The 16636-nt window shown below is 69.6% G+C and carries 20 protein-coding genes; all 20 read right to left on the reverse strand.

The genetic code is table 11. From position 1 onward, the window contains the following. Positions 1–13 precede the first annotated feature (13 nt). Positions 14–307, reverse strand: coding sequence for a hypothetical protein (locus ABD292_RS46280; RefSeq protein WP_344219352.1), 294 nt, complete (start codon positions 305–307; stop codon positions 14–16). Between the two features lie 10 nt (positions 308–317). After that, positions 318–2531, reverse strand: coding sequence for a hypothetical protein (locus tag ABD292_RS46285; RefSeq protein ID WP_344219354.1), 2214 nt, complete (start codon positions 2529–2531; stop codon positions 318–320). Between the two features lie 38 nt (positions 2532–2569). Beyond that, a complete protein-coding gene (locus ABD292_RS46290; RefSeq protein WP_344219356.1) occupies positions 2570–3121 on the reverse strand; it encodes a hypothetical protein in 552 nt (183 codons plus the stop codon). A gap of 135 nt (positions 3122–3256) precedes the next feature. Next, complete coding sequence (locus ABD292_RS46295) at positions 3257–4558, reverse strand: PBSX family phage terminase large subunit (protein ID WP_344219358.1); 1302 nt, start codon at positions 4556–4558, stop codon at positions 3257–3259. Next, the gene (locus ABD292_RS46300; RefSeq protein ID WP_344219360.1) at positions 4555–5031 is read right to left on the reverse strand and encodes a hypothetical protein; all 477 of its coding nucleotides are present in this window, start codon (positions 5029–5031) and stop codon (positions 4555–4557) included. Before ABD292_RS46300 ends, ABD292_RS46295 begins: the two co-directional genes overlap by 4 nt. Positions 5032–5071: 40 nt before the next feature. Next, a complete protein-coding gene (locus tag ABD292_RS46305; RefSeq protein ID WP_344219362.1) occupies positions 5072–5464 on the reverse strand; it encodes a RusA family crossover junction endodeoxyribonuclease in 393 nt (130 codons plus the stop codon). A 17-nt stretch (positions 5465–5481) separates the two neighbouring features. Beyond that, positions 5482–6231, reverse strand: a complete 750-nt coding sequence (locus ABD292_RS46310) for a class I SAM-dependent methyltransferase (protein WP_344219364.1) — start codon at positions 6229–6231, stop codon at positions 5482–5484. After that, entirely contained in the window at positions 6228–7643 is a 1416-nt protein-coding gene (locus ABD292_RS46315; protein WP_344219366.1) for an asparagine synthetase B family protein, read from the reverse strand. The genes ABD292_RS46310 and ABD292_RS46315 overlap by 4 nt, the downstream gene beginning before the upstream one ends. Then, positions 7643–8734, reverse strand: coding sequence for a DNA cytosine methyltransferase (locus tag ABD292_RS46320; RefSeq protein ID WP_344219368.1), 1092 nt, complete (start codon positions 8732–8734; stop codon positions 7643–7645). Before ABD292_RS46320 ends, ABD292_RS46315 begins: the two co-directional genes overlap by 1 nt. Further along, a complete protein-coding gene (locus ABD292_RS46325) occupies positions 8731–9363 on the reverse strand; it encodes a ParB N-terminal domain-containing protein (RefSeq protein WP_344219370.1) in 633 nt (210 codons plus the stop codon). Before ABD292_RS46325 ends, ABD292_RS46320 begins: the two co-directional genes overlap by 4 nt. Then, positions 9363–9713 carry a RyR domain-containing protein gene (locus ABD292_RS46330; RefSeq protein ID WP_344219372.1) on the reverse strand — a complete coding sequence of 117 codons (351 nt, stop codon included), beginning with the start codon at positions 9711–9713 and terminating at the stop codon, positions 9363–9365. Before ABD292_RS46330 ends, ABD292_RS46325 begins: the two co-directional genes overlap by 1 nt. After that, entirely contained in the window at positions 9710–9895 is a 186-nt protein-coding gene (locus ABD292_RS46335) for a hypothetical protein (protein ID WP_344219374.1), read from the reverse strand. Before ABD292_RS46335 ends, ABD292_RS46330 begins: the two co-directional genes overlap by 4 nt. Before the next feature lie 50 nt (positions 9896–9945). After that, positions 9946–10992, reverse strand: a complete 1047-nt coding sequence (locus tag ABD292_RS46340; protein ID WP_344219376.1) for a hypothetical protein — start codon at positions 10990–10992, stop codon at positions 9946–9948. Positions 10993–12284: 1292 nt separating this feature from the next. Next, on the reverse strand, positions 12285–13277 hold the full coding sequence (locus ABD292_RS46345) for a tyrosine-type recombinase/integrase (protein WP_344219378.1): 993 nt from the start codon (positions 13275–13277) through the stop codon (positions 12285–12287). Next, complete coding sequence (locus tag ABD292_RS46350; protein WP_344219380.1) at positions 13274–13750, reverse strand: hypothetical protein; 477 nt, start codon at positions 13748–13750, stop codon at positions 13274–13276. Before ABD292_RS46350 ends, ABD292_RS46345 begins: the two co-directional genes overlap by 4 nt. Beyond that, positions 13747–14061 (reverse strand): hypothetical protein, encoded by a 315-nt coding sequence (locus ABD292_RS46355; RefSeq protein ID WP_344219382.1) that lies wholly within the window; start codon positions 14059–14061, stop codon positions 13747–13749. The genes ABD292_RS46350 and ABD292_RS46355 overlap by 4 nt, the downstream gene beginning before the upstream one ends. 67 nt (positions 14062–14128) lie before the next feature. Further along, complete coding sequence (locus tag ABD292_RS46360; RefSeq protein ID WP_344219384.1) at positions 14129–14602, reverse strand: hypothetical protein; 474 nt, start codon at positions 14600–14602, stop codon at positions 14129–14131. Positions 14603–14685: 83 nt separating this feature from the next. Continuing rightward, positions 14686–15252 (reverse strand): hypothetical protein, encoded by a 567-nt coding sequence (locus tag ABD292_RS46365; RefSeq protein WP_344219386.1) that lies wholly within the window; start codon positions 15250–15252, stop codon positions 14686–14688. Positions 15253–15424: 172 nt separating this feature from the next. Continuing rightward, positions 15425–15874, reverse strand: coding sequence for a hypothetical protein (locus ABD292_RS46370; RefSeq protein ID WP_344219388.1), 450 nt, complete (start codon positions 15872–15874; stop codon positions 15425–15427). 69 nt (positions 15875–15943) lie between these two features. Continuing rightward, the gene (locus ABD292_RS46375) at positions 15944–16198 is read right to left on the reverse strand and encodes a sigma factor-like helix-turn-helix DNA-binding protein (RefSeq protein WP_344219389.1); all 255 of its coding nucleotides are present in this window, start codon (positions 16196–16198) and stop codon (positions 15944–15946) included. Positions 16199–16636: the final 438 nt, after the last annotated feature.

The raw sequence follows: 16636 nt of genomic DNA on the forward strand, positions 1-16636 counted from the left end.
CACCTCTCGTTGTTCATGTGATGGGGACCAGCCCGGCAGGCAACACGGGCTGCTCATCGACAGCGGTGACCCGCACCCACGCCAGATGGGTGCCTTCCGGCAGCGCGACAGCGCCCTCACCGGGGCCGACGAGGATCTTCGCGTCAGCGCCGTCAGCCTTCGGCGGCTCCCACTCGGCTGGCCGCCAGTCGCCGACACCCGGCTTGACGCCTGGAGCGGTGAACGCCATCTCGACGTCCTCGTTGCCGGTCGCGCCCTCGACGAAGACGTACAGGAACTCCCTGGACAGGGAGGACATCGGTTCCACTGGCACCTCCCTACGTGTGGGGTGATTCGGCCCGCCAAGCCCGGCGCGGCCGACCGGCCGCCCAGCGGCGGCGCGGCGAATGAGCGGACCAGCCACGACGGATGAGCTCGACGCCGACGATGGCCCGCCCGATGTCGATCACCTCGGCGTGCTCGACGAGCACCGCGGTGTCGGCAGCGGCCTTGGGGATCGCCAGCGACCCGGCGTCGGCCAGGGCCGCGCTGTCGGACGCCCCCATGGCGGCATCGACGGCCGCCTGCTCGATGAGCGCCACCTGGTCGGACACGTCCAGCCCGATCGAGACGGTCTCCGCGAGGGCGGCCGCGTCGGCGGCTTCCTTGACGACTGCCGCCGCAGCCGCTTCGACCAGCGCGCCCGCGTCAACGGTCGCGACCTGTACATCCACGGCGGCGGCCTCGGCCAGCACACCCCCATCGCTGGAGACCGGGCCGATCGTCTTGGCCAGGTCCACCGCCTCGGCCAGCGCGCCGCCATCGACGCCGGCGGGCCGGGCCTCCACCTGAGCGTTGTCGGCCAAGAGCGCCTGATCGGCGCCCTCCTGGCCGAACTCCAGCGCCCACGCCTCCACCAGCAAGCCCGCGTCGGCCGCCGCCGCCACCGCTTCCACGCCTGCGGTCTCGGTCAGCATCGCCGCGTCGTTGGAGACCGGGCCGATCGTCTTCGCGACGTCGGTCAGCTCCAGCAGCATGCCGGTGTCGGCGCTTACGGCCTGCACGTCCACGTGGCCGGCGTCGGTGAGGTGCGCCTGATCGGTGCCGCTCCACCCGAGCTCCAGCGACGCCGCTTCGGTCAGCGTGCCGGTGTCGGCGCTGCTCGGCTCCGCGTCGATGGCCGGGGCCTCGTCCAAGGTGGCCGCGTCCGAGCTGGCGATGTCGGCCTCGGCCATAGCGAGTTCCGTCAGGGCGGCAGAGTCGTCCGAGGAGTGCGGGATCCCGTCCGGAACGACGACCACCGAGGCCGACTCGACCAGCGTGACCGAGTCCGACGCTGCCTTCGGCGTTTCCGGAGGGCCGGAGACGGCCGGAGCGAGAGCCAGCGTGTAGCCGGACCGCCATTCCACATCTTCCACGGACGCGACGAAGTCCGCGGGGGCCGTGGCTGCGCTGGACTGCAGCAGGCGAGACGCCGCCGCCGCGGCGGTGTAGACCCGCGACTGGGCCCTGCCCAAGAGGTTCAGGCCCGCCGGGGCGGTGAACGTCATGGCGACGCCGAGCGAGTACGCCGCGATCAGCCGCAGCTCCAGGTTGCTGTCCCCCGCCGGCGTGATGCCCGGCGTCGTGATGGTTTCGCCGTCGCCGTCCGTGGAACGCGCGAGGATCGGCGCGGCCGTCAGCGACGCGTCCTTGACGGCGACGATCACGCAGACGCCGTCCGAGGAGGACGCCTGCTTGAACGTGTACGAGCCAGGTTCGCCGGAGCCCGCGCGCTTCCACCACACCCGGACGGCCTGAGTGATACCCACCTGGCCGATCCCGTCCAGGGAGTCCAGCAGCTCCCAGGTGGTGCCCCCGGTCGGGGCGGTCATGTTCGTCGTGTCGCCACGGTCGGCCGCCTGGATGGCGACCAGCACGTCATTGGCCACGAGCCCGGCAGGCGCGGTGACCGTGTAGGACGCCGACACTCCCGCCACGGCGGTGTACGAACGGATCGACGGCGGCGTGGTGCCGCCCTGCGGCGTGCCCTGCCAGCGCGACTCAACCAGGTGCCCGGCGTCCTCGGCGTTCTTGGGAATCTCGGGGACCTGGGCGACGGAGGTCGTCTCGACCAGCCCGCCGCTGTCGGTGGCCGCCTTGGGCGTGCCGACGTCGGGGACGGTGAACGTGAGCTGGTCCACCCACGCGGCATCGCCGCCCTGGTTGAACGAATCGTCCTTGGTGTACCGGAAGATTACTTTCGACTTGCCGGTCACGTTGAGGGTGGTCGAGGTCCAGGCGACCTCTCCCGACTGCGTGAGCACGGTCGCGCCGTCCACCAGGACGAGGAACTTGTCCCAGTCCAATTCGGAGGACACCCGGTAGTAGAAGGTCAGGGATGTCGCCCCGGCCGGGACGGTGACCTCCGCGCTCGTCGTGCCGTTCGCGCCGATCGTCTTGCTTTTCAGCGACCAGGTGCCGAAAGCTGAACTGCCGGAAGTCCGCGCCCAGTCTCCGGTGATGGTGAGGTTGAGGGTCGCGTCCTCGAAGTCCTCCAGGATGGTCGCCACGCCGCGCCCTCCTCCTCGTCAGGCAGTCGCGTGGTGGCTCAGACCAGGGAGAGCTGCACCGTGAACACCCAGGAGGCCGCGGACGTCTTCTCGCCCAGGGCCTCGACCTTGCGGTTGAGCATCCGGCCGGCGGCGGCGGCGTTGAAAATGCCCCACTCGGCCCACACGAAGTTGGCTTCCGAGGTGGAGAACGTCGTCCGGAACGTGACCGTGGTGGCTCCGGCACCGGTGCCGTCCGTGTGCTGCGGGTAGGTGGCGTCCATGCCCTTGCGGATCTTGTTCGTGCCCTGCAGGTCGGTCTGCAGGGGGTCTGCGGCGGCGGTGCCGTCGCCGACGCCGATCCGCGCGTTGGTCGCATCGAACGCCGTGACGGAGGTGCCGCCGGTCAGGCGGTGCCACAGCGCAGCCGCGCCGCCGTACATGAGGGCGTTGCCCACGCGCTCGATCGTCTCGAACGGTGTGGCGTGCGGGCCGGTGTCGTCGCCCCGGTACTTCTCCACCTTCCACGTGCACCGCCACTGGGCGGCGTCGTGGCCGCCCATGCCGGCCGCCAGGTGGCTCCCCTCGGTCAGTCGCGCGTTGTCCTGCATCGTGTGCCCCTCCTGGACATGCAGAAGGGCCACCCGGTCGGATGGCCCTGACGTTCGTGGTTTGGGGTGCGGCCCCGGCCCCGCGCCGCCCCTCAACGGCGGGGGCCGGGGGCGCACCGGCTTTACGCGCCAGCCTTATCGCTTGCGCCAGTGGTGGTCGGTGGGTACGCGCTCCATCAGCGGCGTCCAGGCGGCCTGCGTGGTGTGCAGGATGTACCGGCTGGCGTCGATCGAGTGGTCATCGACCTTCACCGGGGCATCGTCGCCTTTCTCCGCTTTCCGGTCGTCCCAGGAGTAGGAGCCGACCTCGCCGAGCCAGCCCGCGCAGGAGCGGTGCACCCGCAGCAGGTCGCCGGCGATCAGGTTGCTGACGGTGCGGATGCCGTCCAAGACGGCGTTGTCGCCGAGCTGCGGCAACAGCCCGTCGTGGTGGAGCTGCGTGACGAACGAGGCCGCGGACGGGTCAACGATGACCCAGTCGGGCCGCAGCCCCATCGTGCCGGGCCCGTACGTGTTCGGCATGGTGTCCAACCACTCGGCGAGCTTCGCCGAGTACTCCGCGTCGGTCAGCTGACGCCGTTCGAGACGGGAGTCCCACCGCCACTCCGACGCCAGGTAGACGCGCCGCTGCCCGTCCGCGTCCGGCACGGACACCCCAGCGAGCAGAGCCGCGAAGGGGTTGACCGTGCCGTAGTCCACGCCCACGCCGAGCCACCGCTCCATGAGCGGCAGTTCGTCCACGATGTGCCGGTCCGGGTCCCACATGTCGAAGATCGCGCCTTCGGCCATGCACCACTCACCGAGGACATATCTCCTGTACCAGAGGCCGGTGTACTCGGCCTTGAGGTTGGCGACGTACACCGGGTCCAGGCTGGGGTTGTCGTCCAGCGTGAAGTGCCACCAGCGCAGGTCCAGCTCGTGGGAGCGGAGCAGGAACCTCTTCCGAAGCCAATGGTTCGGCGCGTCCGGGTTCGTCGTCGCGAAGATCATCGCGCCGGGCACGGAGCAGCGGGCGAGCAGCTGGTCCCAGAACGCTTCGGGAATCAGCGTCGCCTCGTCCACGTACGCCCCGGCGCAGGTGAGACCCCGCAGCCGCGACTCCGACCGGACGTCGTTCGCGCTGATGATCTCGACGCGGCGGCCGAGAATGTTCGCCGTGACCGCGCCACGCGTGTAGAAGATCCGACGCGCCACCGGCCCCGTCAAGCTCGGGTCCATCAACGGCTCGAACACATTCCGCGCGATCGTGTCGCTCGTCTTGCCCACGACCACCAAGTGGCCGCCGCGCGGCGCCTGCGCCACGTAGATCAGGAACCGCAGCAGCGAAGCGATGGTCTTCCCTGACCGTACGCTGCCCGTCCAGAGGTTGATCCGCGCCGTGGACTCCGCGATGCTGCGTTCCTGCATCGGCGACAGCGTGACAACCGCCAGGCTCACAGGCTGTCCTCGCCGGCTTCGAGAGCGTCCACGACCTCGACCGTCACCTGGTCCTGGCCGTGCCGGGCCTGAAGGTTCGCGAACAGGCTGCCCAGCAGGGAGGCGATGTCGCTGTTCTCCGACCCGTTGCGGTTGATCAGGTCCAGGCCCAGCAGCGCGCACCGGCGGGCGATCAGCTTCTCAGCCTGCTCGACGGCCTTAACGTCGCCGGACAGCGCCTTAGCCCAGACGGCGGCCATGAGCCGGTCCAGCCGGTCGATCTCGATCTGCAGCAGGTGCTCGGACGCGACCTGCTCAGCCTTCGCCGCCTTCTGCAGGCTGCGAGTGATGTCCTTGGTGACGGCCGCCGAGCTGGAGTAGCCGAGGTTCTCCGCGATGATCGTCGGGCTGATACCCGCGATCCGCATCTGCACGGCCTTGGCGCGCCGCTCAGCGACGACGGTGGCCCGCGCTCGCTTTCTGCTGGAAACCATGAGGGGACCCCCGTTCGAGGTATGGGTGAGGGAGGGCAGATCAGGTGTCGGTGCCGCGCCAGACGTGAAGCACGAGCTGGCCGCCCTTCACCACCGGCCCGAGCCGCATGTCCGGCCCGACGAGGTGGTCGGCGTCGTCGTCGACCAGCACGCCGGCGTCGGTCATCGCACCGTCCACCGCCGCCTTCGCGGACGGATACCAGTTGCCGGGGTCGCGCTTGCGCCGGTCGGTGGGCCGGAGCTCGCCGACGACGTACACCCGCTCAAGCCGCGGCAGACCGGCCGCCTTGGAGGCGGTGTGACCGGCGCGGCGCAGCAGCTTCGTGATCCGGGCCTTGACCATGGGGTGGAGCCGCTGGTTGGAGTTCAGCAGCTCCAGGCCGGGAGTCAGCTCAATCGACCAGTCCGGGGGCGGGCGCTCGTCGAACCACATCAAAGGACACCCCCTCGTTACTGGGCGGAGGCGAACGCGCCGATCACCGCCCACGAATGCCACCGGAACAGGACCTCCGGCGCGTGCCACCCGGCGTCGGCCATGGCCTGCATCGTCGTCTGCTGCGGGTACGGCCGGAGGACGCCGCGCAACGCGCGGGCCTTGGCCCGGATCGCGGCGTCGGAGATGCCGCGATCCGCCTTGTAGTCGTGCGCCACGTCGCTGCCGATCTCGGCCCACCTGCTGTCAATGGCGCGAATCTTCTCCGCGACGATCAGCGCGCCGCTCTCGGCCGCGCTGATGCGTGCGAGCCGTAGCGCCTTCACACGCTCCTGGCGCGGCAGAAACTGCAACGTGAACAGGCACAGCGTCAGGTCGGCGTCCTCATGCACGAGTGGCCCGTCCTGGATGCGGGTCGCGTTCAGCGTGGCGTCGTACTCGCCGCCCACCTTGGCGGCGAGCTTGCGCAGCTCGGCGGCGGCCTGGTCGAGCATCGCGGGCTGCTCGTCGTACAGCGCAAACCGGATGCCCCGGGCCGGGTGCCGCTCCAGGATCCGCCGCGCCGACGCGCCGGTGGACGCGCCGAGGTCGGCGACCAGGCCGCCGGCCGGGACGAGCCAGTCGGTCGTCTCGGCCACGAGGTCCTGGATCACGTCGTAGTGCGGCACGCTGGCTCGTACGTGGTCGTCGAACACCTCGGCGACGTCGGGCGTGAACTGCCAGCCGCCGGTGTCGAACCGTTCGGCGATGTCGGTGTCTTCGCTCATGCTCTGCTGTTTCTGACGAGGCGCTGGTATTCGGCCTTGTAGAAGCGGGCCGGGTTCGGCAGCACGGCTGTGATCGCGTCCTTGAGCCCAAGGCCGTCCTGGAACGCCACCTTCGGCCGGCGCACCACCGACTCGGGCAGCAGCCCCGCGTACGCCCGCTGCAGCACGGCCTTCGGGTGGGCTTTGCCGTCCGCCACGGCGTGCTGCTGCAGCGACAGGGCGAGGTCGACCACGTCCGGGTCGCAGAACGGCAGCCGCCCCTCCACCGAGTGCGCCATGAACGTCTTGTTCACCCTCGGGAAGTTCTTCCTGCTCTGCGCGGCCATCAGGTCGCGCCGGTAGATGTGCCAGTCGGTCTTCTGCAGGGCGTGGAAGGCGAAGCCGTAGCTGGCCCACAGCTCGTCGCTGCCTTCGCCGGAGTAGGTGACCTTGAAGCCGTCCGCGCGGATCCGCTGCGCGAGCAGCAGGCACGCCCAGCCGATCTCGACCTGCGCCTTGTGCGGCATCTCGACCACCTGGACCACGCGGGCCAGGTCGTCCGCGGTCGGCGCCGGGATATCAACCTCGACCAGCTCGATCCCGAGGTGTTCGGCGACCTCGCGCGCGCACCGAAGGTCACGCGAGCGGGGGTCCATGCGGGCGGTGTACGCGACCAGGTCGGGCACGTGCTGTGCCAGCTCGTACGTGATCGCGGCCGAGTCGATCCCGCCGGACAGCAGCGAGCACACCGGCACGTCGGCGATGAGCCGCCGCTGCACCGCGCGGGCGAGCGCGTCCTTCAGCCGGGTCGACGCCTGCGCCAGCGAGTAGCCCGCCGGCGTGCACCGCTGGGTGTGGAACCGGTGCCACTCCGCGCGGCGGCCGTGGAGCGCACCCCACTGGCCAGCGGGGACGTCCGCGATCAGGTGCGACGCCATGGGGCGGCCCGCCGCGGCGAACGCCTTCAGCTCCGACGCGGCCATGACGGGCTGCGCCAGGTGCAGGTGCAGCGGGATCTCGCCGTGCCGGTCGCGGGCGACGTGCAGCACGCCCGGCCGCCGGTCGTCGGCCCACGCCACGGCGAACATGCCGTTGATGCAGGGCAGCGCACGGTCGGGGCCGAGCACCGCGAGCGCGGCGGCCAGGACCTCGGTGTCGCCGGTCGTCGCCCAGGCCCGGCCCGGGTCGCGCTCCTCGACGGCTTGGCGCAGCTCGGCGGCGTTGTAGATCTCGCCGTTGTACGCGACCGTGACCGGCCCGGATCGGAACGGCTGGTCAGAGCGCGGGTCGAGGTCCTGAACCGCGAGCCGGGTGTGCCCGAGGTGCACGCCGGCCACCGTGACCATGTTCGCTGCGTCCGGGCCTCGGTGGGCGAGCGCGGCCACGGCCGGGCCGAGGTCGAGCTTGCCGAGGCCGGCGACGACACCGCACATCAGATCCTCCCCGAGTCGCGCAGCGGGACGAGCACCTCGTCGCGGACGGCGGCGGCGATCCGCGCCATCATCACGGGCGGCACCGCGCGGCCGATGCGCTCCCACCTGCGGTAGTAGTTGCCGGTGAGGACGAAGTCGTCCGGGAAGCCGCCCAGGCGGCGCAGCTCGGCGAGCGATGGGTAGCGCGGGTGGTCGGGGTGGGTGATGGCGGCGGTGCCCGACGTGCCTGCCCTGGCCACGATGGTCGGGCACGGCTCGTCCCAGCTCAGCCGCTTGAGGCTGGTCCGCACCGGGTGGCCCTGGCCGGGGCGCAGCTCGTGCCAGTACTTTTCCACCGAGTAGCCGCGCAGGGTGAGCGGCTGCCCCGTCTCCGGGTCGTTCTCCACGTCGTCGTGCGCGCCGGGCAGGTCGGCGAGGGCGTCGCGGATCGTGTACCGGTACGGCAGCGGCTTCGGGTGGACAGGCTCGACGCCAAGATCGTCGCGGACGCCGACGAAGATGAGCCGCTGTCGGCGCTGCGGCACGCCGAGCCACTGCGCGTCGAGCAGCCGCGCCTTGACGCGGTAGCCGGGCTTGCGCAGCGCGGCCAGGATCTCCTTGAAGTAGCCCTTCGCGGTGCCCTGCACCAGCCCGGCGACGTTCTCCGCGACGAACATGCGCGGCCGGAGGTCGCCCAGGAGCCGGGTGAACTCGAAGAACAGGTCGTCCACCCTCTGCCGGGTGTCGGAGTAGGTCTTGACGGTGTCCCACCCGGCTTCCCGCTTGCCGGAGCTGGAGAACGCCGCGCACGGCGGCGACCCGTCCATCAGGTCGAGCTCGCCCACCTTGAGGCCGATCCGGTCGAGGATGTCCTGCGCGGTGACCTGGCGGATGTCGCGGGTGTCGAGGTGGGTGTACGGCGCGGCGTTGGCCCGGTACGTGTCGGCGGCGGCCGGGATGAACTCGCTGGCCCACAGCACGCGGAGGCCGGCCATGCGGTAGCCGAGCGACGAACCGCCGCAGCCGGAGAAGGTGCTGATGGCGTTGAAGCCGTTCCATGGCACCGCCCGGACCTCGGCCATGGTCGGCACTCGGTACGGCGGCATCGTCATCGGGGCTTGCCGCTCCATTCGTACGCGCAGCGCGGGCACTGGTAGTCGGTGGCGATGTCGTCGCCGAACTCCTGGAAGTCCTGCGGTGACGGGCCCTCACCGTCGCCGGCGTCGCCTGCGCCGAGGCCGTACCGTTCGTCGTCGGTCACCTCCGTGACGACCTGGGCGTCCGCCGCGAGGGCTTCCTTCAGGCCAGGCACCTCGCCGGAGGAGTAGCCCGTGGCTTCGAGCAGGTTCACGTCCGCCTGCTGGATGTCCACCAGGGACTTGATCAGCACGTCCTGGTCCCAGCCGCCCTTTTCGTTGGTGCGGTTGTGGGCGATCATGTACGCCTCGGCGTCCGCGTCGGACCGCGACCGCCAGCCGCGGACCAGCGCCGCGAGCCAGGTGCCGTCCTCGGCCAGCTGCACACCCTCCGGCGGGGTGACGCCCTCGGCGTGCATCATCATCAGGACCTCTTTGCGGCCGTGACCGGCGACCAGCCGGCCGGTGCGCTCGTCGATCTCTCCGGCGACGACACAGCCGAACGTCTCGATCGAACGGCGGATGCTGGCGAGGTCGTGCTCTTTGGCGTTCCGCGTCGCGGACGGGATGTCCTGCAGCGGCATGTACTTGATGTAGCGCTGCATCACTCCTCCGTCCTGGCCGCGGGGAAGGCGCGGACGATCGCGTGGAACAGGTGGTCCTTGACCCGCTCGGCGGCGGGCAGCTCCTCGTACGGCACCAGGCAGGGGTGCGTCTTCGCGGCCTCGTCCTTGGCCGGACCGTACGTCCAGCCGGCGGCGCGTTTCACCTCGCACCACCGCTCGTGGAGCTCTTGCGGTGTCGCGCCGGACAGGGCGGCCTCGACGCCTGCGACGGCGGACTCCTGCTGCCAGTCGGGAGCGTCGGCCCAGTGCGGTGACGGCTGTTGGCCTGCGGCGATCTGCAGGATCCGGTTCGCCTCGTGGCAGACGCGGGCGATCACGTGGGCCTTCATGCTGGGGGGCCTCCGGGGGCGCGGGGGTTGGTGTCGGGGATCGTCTCCACCTCGTCCGCAGCCGCGCGGAGCGTGGCGGCGAGGTCGCGGTAGAACTCGGGGACGTTCAGGATCACGTTCGCCACAGGGTCTTCGCCGGTGGCGACCACCTCGACGGGCAGATCGAGCGTCGCAAGGGTCATCTCATGGCCTCGCACGCGCACGATCAGCTCAGCGCGGGGCAGATGGATGGTCACTGCGCTGCCTCCGGTCGATAGCCGTACTCGGCGCGCCGTGCGCTGAGCTGCTGCGCGGCCAGCGTGCAGGCGAGCACGTCCCACGAGCGGGATTCGACGGCCAGGTCGGGCACCCGCACTGACGCCGCGGTGGTGCCACCTCTGCCAGGTCGGGTGACGATCGGCGTGCCGGACTCCCACTCGACCGCCCAGTGGTACTTCGCGGCCCACTCTGCGCGCGGGCGGCCGAGCCGGACCCGCCGGAGGGTGAGCTGCACCTGGTGGCGGTCGCCCTCGGGCATCTGGATCCAGCCCATGACCGGGCCGTCCACGGTCCGGTAGCTGTACCGCTTGGGGCCGAGCAGCTTCTCCACTAGGTCCAGGCTGAGGCGGCCGTGCATCCACCACGGGTCGGTGCGGGACCACTCGCCGTCGCAGGCCCACAGCTTCGTGTGGATCGCCCAGCCGTCGACCGACAGGCCGATCTCCCGCGCTGTGTGACCCTCGGGGTTGAGGCGGCGTTGCAGCCAGCAGCCGAACCCCTCGGTGTGCAGGTAGAGAGCGCCGATCGGGTTGAGGCGGACGTGCGCGGCCAGCGTGTTGTCGCCGCCTGCGCATCCGATCTCCACCTTGACGGAGAACCCGCCGAAGGTGCGGCCGACGATCAGCTGTGCTCCGATGCTGCCGGTCGGCTTGTCGGGCCACTGGCCGGGCAGCCGGAGGCCGGTGCGGACGCGGTTCATGGCCGTGCGGATTTCCTCGGTGGTGAGGATGTGCCGCTGCGGGGTCTCGTACAGGCCGTCGTAGCGGTCGCCGATGGGCCACTCTTCGGGGGTGAGGTCGCCCTGCGGGTTGGGGCGGACGCCGCACCGGTCGCACGTGACCCAGCGGCGTGCCGCCAGGCCGCGCCCGTGGGGGCCGTACCCATCGACGACCGGCTTGTGGCCGAAGAGGCGGCACCACAGCATGAGGCGGGGCGCGTCGTGGAGCCAGAAGCTCCGGTCGAGCAGGCGGCCACGCTGGCGGCCCTCCTGCTCGGTGTTGTCACGGGTGTGCCAGTACATGAGGGGGCCTCCCGAGAGGCTGAGGGGTTGGGGCACCCGGCCCCGGCTCGTTTTCCGCGCCTCCCCCGTGCGGCGCAGGGCCGTGCCGGGGCCGGGTGGGCATGGGAAAGGCCCCGTCCCATCTGTGGGGGCGGGGCCTTTCAGCTTTCGCGCGTCTCAGAGGGCCTGAGACAAGATCATCGTGTGGGGGGATCGGAAGCCCGCGGCGGGCTGAGATCGTCCTACACGCGCGGGCTCAGAGACGCGTGCGCGCCATCATGCAAGCGCTTTGGCATGCGTGTTCCACTCTGGCGCGCAGCATATGCACTGTTGTCAAGTCACCGCAAGCCGGACATGGTCTTCGACCATGAGTGCCCGTCCATTCCAGGGTTGGTAGCCCTTCCGAATGTGATGCAGATCACCATGCACGAGACGTGCCGCGACCGCCCACTACAGCCAAGATCAACGTTCCTCTGACCAGCGTCATTCGCCGCGCAATACGCCTTACGCCCCCTCCCGCAAGGCGGACCAAAGGGAATCTCATCGAGAAAACGACATATGGGCCGACGCGCCAAAAGAATGGCAACGAATGACTGGGGACACCGCTAGGATGGGAAACCAGCACGTGCTTCGCCCTCACTCGGCGAATGCGGCCGCGTCCTCATGAGGCGGCCGACGTGGCCGGGCCGCCTCGCCAAAGGCAACGGCCACCGAGTGAGGTGATATTCCATGCGGAATACGTGCCCGGGAGAGGAACCAGGCGAGCAGGACGAGCTGCTGCGTGCGCAGTTGCTACTGATCCTTCTCGACTGGCTCCTCAACCACAGCGGGCTCAGCTAGCTGAGCCAAAGGGCGAGCGGGGCCTGCTTCCGGTTTGGCGATCGAGGGCGGGCCCTGTCTCGCCCTTCCCTGTGCTTGCCTCTATGTTAGCAAGTCCGGCGATCGTAACTCGACTTTGCGCCCGAGTATCTAGAGACTTTTGATTTCTTAGGCTAGCTCGACGATAACTATCACCACTCTGCATTAGACATGTGTCTCACATGCGTCTCATATGTGCCCATTTGTTCGATCTGAACATCCCCGTCTATCATCGAAAATTAATCAAAATTATCGTCTGATATTTTCTGTCGCAAACATGCCCGACCCTGCCGCTTAATTTCTGTTAATTTGTCATTGTCCTATACATATCTCGATGTCCCTTTTGTTCCTTATTGTCCTCGAAAAATACGTGGCATCCTTCTCTTGGGTTTGTCTCTTAGTTTAAGTAGTGGTTTGCAAACCTTTGGGTGCGATGGACGGAACCAGAGGCTCCCTCACATCCCGATGCCTGCCGTGGCGTTGTCCGCCCACTGGTCCACGATCCGCAGGTACTGGTGCAACGCCGTCGAGTTCGCCGCCCACCCGCCCTGCTGGGCGATGGTCCGGTAGTCGTGCCCGGCCTTCCGCGCAGCCGTGGCGAGGCCGGCCCGCATGCTGTGCCCGGTGACGCCCTCCAAGCCCGCCGCCCTGGCCGCGTCGGCGACGGCGATCCCGATGCCCTGACCGGTGATCTTGCCCAGCAGGTGGCCGTGCTGGTTCATGCGGTGGAACGCGGGACCGTCCGGGTCGAGGTCCGCGGCCTCCGCCCACGCCAGCCAGGCGCGCCGAGGGCACGTCAACTCATTCTCGCCCTTCTTGATCGCGGGCGAGCGGGCGCCGGTCTTGCCGTAGCGGGCGATCACCTTCAAACCCTCCTCCGTGACCACCACGTCGCGGGCGAGCAGGTTCGCCAACTCGCTCCTGCGCGCCGCCATGCCGAACCCGACCGTGAGGATCGCCCGGTCCCTCTTCCCCTTCAGGGTGTCGGGCAGCGCCTCCGACATGGCGCGGAGCTGCACCACCGTCAGCGGCGGAGCTTGGCCACGACCGCGCTGCTCCCCCGCCTCGGCCAGCATCCGGGCCAGCGCGTCGACCGCCTTCTTGCCCTTCTTCGGCCCGTCCGGGTGCACCGCGACGCCGCGTTCCCGCAGGGACACCGCCGCGCCGTACAGGTTCCGCTCGATCGTCGCCGGGGCCTTGCCCTGCTTGCCGAGCCAGATCACGAACCCGAGGAACGCGCCCGGCGTGCCGGCCTCCAGCGGGATACCGACGTCGGCGACGTACCGTTCCCACGCCCGCCAGTCGCTTGCGTAGCTGCGCAGCGTGTTCTCGGCGCGCGGCTCGAACTCCTCGGCCGCGGCGTCGAGCTCGGCGAGCCGGGCCCACTGGGCGGCGTCGTCGGCGGGGACCAGCTCGCCGCCGGCGGTGTGGCGCTCCAGCTCCGTCATGACGGCCCCTCCTCCTGGCCGTCGGTGTCGCCGCCGAGCAGCAGCCCGAGGGCTCGCGCCTTCTCCTGGAAGGTGGGTTCGTCGGGCAGGTCGTCGAGGAACTTCGCCCGGTAGCCCAGCTCTGCGGCGAGCCAGATCACCTCGTCGTCGAAGTCGGCTTTCGCCCACTCCTGCACCAACTGCTGTGCCGGGACGGACGACCCGCCGTAGAAGCACTGGCCGCCCTCCACGAAGCCGCAAGCGCGCCGCGACGTCTGGCCGTCGAACAGCGGAAACAAGGCGTGGTAGGCGAAATCAGCGCCGGTCCAGCCGCCGGGGAAGAACTCCTCGTCGCGGAAGTGACCGGGGATGTCGGGCAGCTTCATGAACGACACCTGCACCGCGCCCTTCGGGCCGGCCAGGACCCAGTGCCGCAGGCCGGTCATGCCGCCGTCGTGCTGCTCGTCGATCGTCGTGCGCTCCAGCTCGCTCATCGCTCGGTGTCCTCCTCGGTGCGGACGACCTCGTCGGCGAACAGGCCCTCGGCCGGTTCCACGACCAGGGCCATCAGCGCCTCGCGGGGCGCCTCCTCCGTGCTCGGCCACGCCGTGGAGCCGATCTGCGGGACGGTCCACTGCCGGGCGACCACGCGGTACATGCCTTCGGTGTGCGCGATGACGTCGCCCACCTGCGGCGGGCAGGTGGTGGCGAGCCTCATGCCGGCGACGGTGTCGTAGTGGTAGCCGCCGCCGGGGGCGGGCGTGCGGGCGGTGAAGCTGCAGCGGATGAGGGTCGGTTGGGTCATGGTGACCTCCAGAGTCGGGGTTGAGGGGGTGCGCCCCCGGCGCGCGCTGGCCGGGGGCGCGGCGGGATCAGGAAAGGCGCGCGGTGCGGTTCGCCCACACGATGCGGCCCTCCTCGATGTCGAGGCGGTGGTACGCGGCGTACACCGTGCCCATCGCCGGGCCGTGCGGCTGGTAGCTCCGGTGGCGGCGCGCCGGGTCGTACGGCATCGTCACAGCTTCGATCAGGTCGCGCCTGCCGAGGTCCACGGCCATCGCGAAGTACAGGAGCGTCGCGCGGGAAATCCACCGCTGGGAGCCGGCGACCTGCTCGCCGAGGCGCAGGCCCTGCGCGTCCCAGTGGCAGAAGCCGTCCTTGCCGTCGCTCGTGCCGAACTGGTCGGCCTGGGCGATGGGCTTCGCCGTGCCGAGCGTCCGGTGCTCGGGGTGCCGGTAGCCGGTGATGTCGTCGCGGTGGCCGACCACGAGCGGGGTGCCCGTCTCGACTTCCCACACGAGGTACAGGTCCGTGCTCGGGTCGGCCTTCAGGAGGTGCAGCGTCATGCCGGTCGTCCTTCGCTTGCTTCTGGGTTGGTTGGAGGTGGGGAGTGCGCCCCCGGCGTGGGTGGGCCGGGGGCGCGGCGGGGTTACAGGCTGCGGACGTGGGCCATCAGCGTGGCGATCTCGCGGGCGAAGGGCTCCCGGTCGTTCATCCACTCGGACTGCTCCAGGTGTCGGTGCAGGTGCGCCTCCAGCTCGTTAGCCGTGCACCGGTAGAGGTCCTGGGCGGAGATCTCGTCGTCCGTGAAGACCTCGGCGTCGCCGGTGGAGGCGTAGGTGCAATAGAGCTGGCCGGTGGCGTTGTCGCGCCAGATACCGAGGACGTTGCTCTCATCGGGCCCGTCGTGCACGTCGAACTGGCCCACCACGGTCAGGCCGGGGAAGGCGGGAAGGTCGATCCAGGCGCCGGGGAAGTCGTTGTCGAGCTCCACCTCGGCGGTCTCGCACCGCTGGATGATGGTGGTGGTGTCCTGCCCGTCGTAGCGGACCTGCCAGGCCCAGTCGCCGGTGTTGCCGATCTCGCGGGGCGTGGTGGCGACGGTGGCGCGCTGGGGGAGGTTGGTGGTGGAGCTACGGCGGACGATGATCCGGTCACCGATGGCCAGTTCGTCGATGGACTTCCACGGGCGCTCGGTGGCGTGGGTGTCGGTCATGTCGCTAGCCCTTTCGCTTGCGTGTTCTCGGGTTGGTTGGTGCCCGGTGTTGGGTGGCATCGGGCGGGCTGAGATTGCGTAATCGCTCCGTCACACTTCGTTGCGATCACGTTCTCTCATGATCAATTATAACTCACGATAAGAGACATTATCGTGAGTTATGGCGAGATCATCACTTAAACAAAACGCCGTCGATCATCCTGCTGGAGCCTGGGGGATGGATCACGACAACCGGCCTAGACGCCGCCTCTCGGAACGCCTCCTCGGCAGGAGATCGCACAATCGGCCTCTCCCCTGACCGATCCACCACGACGTCCGGCGTAGTGCCCGTTCCTAGGTTCGCCAGGTGCCAGCCCAACTGCGCAGCCTTTCGCACCAGCTCATCCACCTCGGCAGCCCCGAGTGCTGCGCCCTCGACGCCGGCCTGGGCCAAGCCCTCCTCTACACTCTCCCGAGCCTGCTCCACCTCGGCAAGCTCCACCGCGACCCCCGCCGCCTCCAACCGCTTCGCCCGGCCCATCACCGCAGCCAACGGACGGCGCAACACCACCACCGCCACCACCACAGCGACAGGCCACGCGAGAGACCCCACCAGAGACGCCACAAGCTGGAAACCCGACATGACAGAGAATCGCAGGTCAGCGACAGATCGTTACCGAGCGCGCCGGCCACACCGCTGGCCCGCAGCTGCTCACTCCTCCAACCGACGAGGACGAACCCGGCGCGCCGCCTCATCCTCGTCCAACGCAGGAAACTCCACCCGAAGCCCCCACCGCAGCTTCGACATCAGCTTCGACTCCACCTGTCGCAGCCGATCCACCGAGATACCCAGCAGCGCCGCCAGCTCCTTGCGGCTCATCGGCTCATCCGACAGGAGACGCAACACCAGGACCGCCCGCTCCCTCGGCGACAACTCCACCGGCGCCCCAGGCTCGTACTCGCTCACCGCAGCCCCTTCACGCGCGGCCCCGGCCTGCCCCGGCGCCCACGCATCACGAGCTCCACCTCCAGCAGCTCCCTGACGTTCACCAGACCCCCCGCCTCCCCCCGCCGGCGCTCCCGAGGCAACCCCGACGACGCGTCAACCACCAGACACCGGAGACGGCCAGCATTCACCCACCGGCCCACCGTCGCCCGATCAACCCCAGCCCGAGCCGCAGCCACCTCAAACGACACCCACACACCAGCCAGCATGCACCACACACAGACACAGACCAGGCGCGACCAAGGCGAAACACCGACGCCGAGTGCTCCCGGGGGACTGTAAAACTAACGGCGGATCTGATGATCAAGGAAGAGACGCTTGATGTCCGAGACCGCCGTGGAGTCGCTGTCGATGAACGAACTGCCTGTCGAGCCGGACCGCTCGATGACGGACGAGCAG

Source organism: Nonomuraea bangladeshensis (genome assembly GCF_039529455.1).
Classification (GTDB): domain Bacteria; phylum Actinomycetota; class Actinomycetes; order Streptosporangiales; family Streptosporangiaceae; genus Nonomuraea; species Nonomuraea bangladeshensis.